Source organism: Alkalicoccobacillus porphyridii (assembly GCF_007293315.1).
Lineage (GTDB): Bacteria > Bacillota > Bacilli > Bacillales > Bacillaceae_D > Alkalicoccobacillus > Alkalicoccobacillus porphyridii.
On the sequence record NZ_VLXZ01000306.1, the window covers coordinates 1 to 255 of the forward strand.

The following is a 255-nucleotide window of genomic DNA, read 5'->3' on the forward strand; positions in this document are numbered from 1 at the left end:
TATTTGGCGCGAATAACTTTGGTGTGCGGGCAGGCGTTATCTTTGCGACCCTGTTAACTGCCGCGCTGGTGACCTGGTTTACTCTGCGCTTATGGCGCGATAAACGTCTGGCTCTACTCGCCACAGTAATTTATCTCTCATTGTTTATTGTCTATGCCATCGGCACTTATGCCGTGCTCGATCCGTTTATTGCATTCTGGCTGGTGGCGGGAATGTGCAGCTTCTGGCTGGCAATGCAGGCACAGACGTGGAAAG

1 protein-coding gene is annotated in these 255 nt (G+C 51.8%); it reads left to right on the plus strand.

Going from position 1 to position 255, the window contains the following annotated elements:
* On the plus strand, positions 1–255 hold a 255-nt coding region (locus FN960_RS24405), incomplete at both ends, for a phospholipid carrier-dependent glycosyltransferase (RefSeq protein ID WP_143850840.1).